Here is a 620-nt window from a genome sequence, read left to right as displayed (position 1 = left end):
CGCGTTCGGAGGCCTACTTTGTTTTCCCTCTGGCGCAAGGCACGCCGGGAAAACAGTGCGGCCTCGCGGCTACTGGGGTCTACCAGCCTTCGCTTCGCTCTCCATGGCTGGCAGCGTTTGCTGCCCCCCCTCCAAGACAGCAATGAGGGCACCAGCAACCGAGGTAGTCCACTTAGCATATACCGGATCGAGATGACTCAGTATCGGAATCAGTACTGCCAGGCTAATTTGAGTAAATTTCAGGCGCTTATACCACTTCTGACAATGCGTACTCTTGTTGTCATACCACTGGAGTTGATCTTCCAGGCGATGCCATGCAGGGGTCGCCGCCACTGATTCTGGTGCGCTTTCTCCTTCTTGGGTCTCCAGCTGGCTCTCCTGACGATTCATCATAATTCTGCCCTATGGCTGGCTGTTTAATCAAGCGTGTCTTCGACCTCGTGATAGAGTTTGGGACATCCCAGTCCCCAAAATCGACTCGGCCTTTGACAACCTATTCGTGCCCCAGCCGTCCTGGTCACCAAGCACTACGCAACAACTTCGCAAGCTCGTTGCTGCTCCGTACTTGCCTCCCAATGACTGGACGCCACGTTTGGATGCCTACTTTTCTTCCCCTCTGG

The 620-nt window shown here is 54.8% G+C and carries 2 protein-coding genes; one reads left to right on the top strand and one right to left on the bottom strand.

The features are described 5' to 3' along the window. Positions 1–69: 69 nt before the first annotated feature. Positions 70–390, bottom strand: a complete 321-nt coding sequence (locus ACOCD2_RS24895; RefSeq protein WP_368857483.1) for a DUF4231 domain-containing protein — start codon at positions 388–390, stop codon at positions 70–72. A 50-nt stretch (positions 391–440) separates the two neighbouring features. On the opposite strand from ACOCD2_RS24895, the gene ACOCD2_RS24890 reads away from it, so the two are divergent. Then, the coding region (locus ACOCD2_RS24890) for a hypothetical protein (protein ID WP_419596471.1) at positions 441–620 on the top strand (180 nt) is incomplete at its 3' end.

Source organism: Thiolapillus sp. (genome assembly GCF_048562965.1).
Taxonomy (GTDB): domain Bacteria; phylum Pseudomonadota; class Gammaproteobacteria; order Chromatiales; family Chromatiaceae; genus Thiolapillus; species Thiolapillus brandeum_A.
The sequence above is the reverse complement of the archived record's forward strand: the minus strand, read 5'-3'. Positions and strand labels throughout refer to the sequence as shown.

Bases quoted from the DNA above. Each gene is read 5' to 3' on its own strand.
- ACOCD2_RS24895 (WP_368857483.1), bottom strand. From the start codon at position 390: ATGAATCGTCAGGAGAGCCAGCTGGAGACCCAAGAAGGAGAAAGCGCA.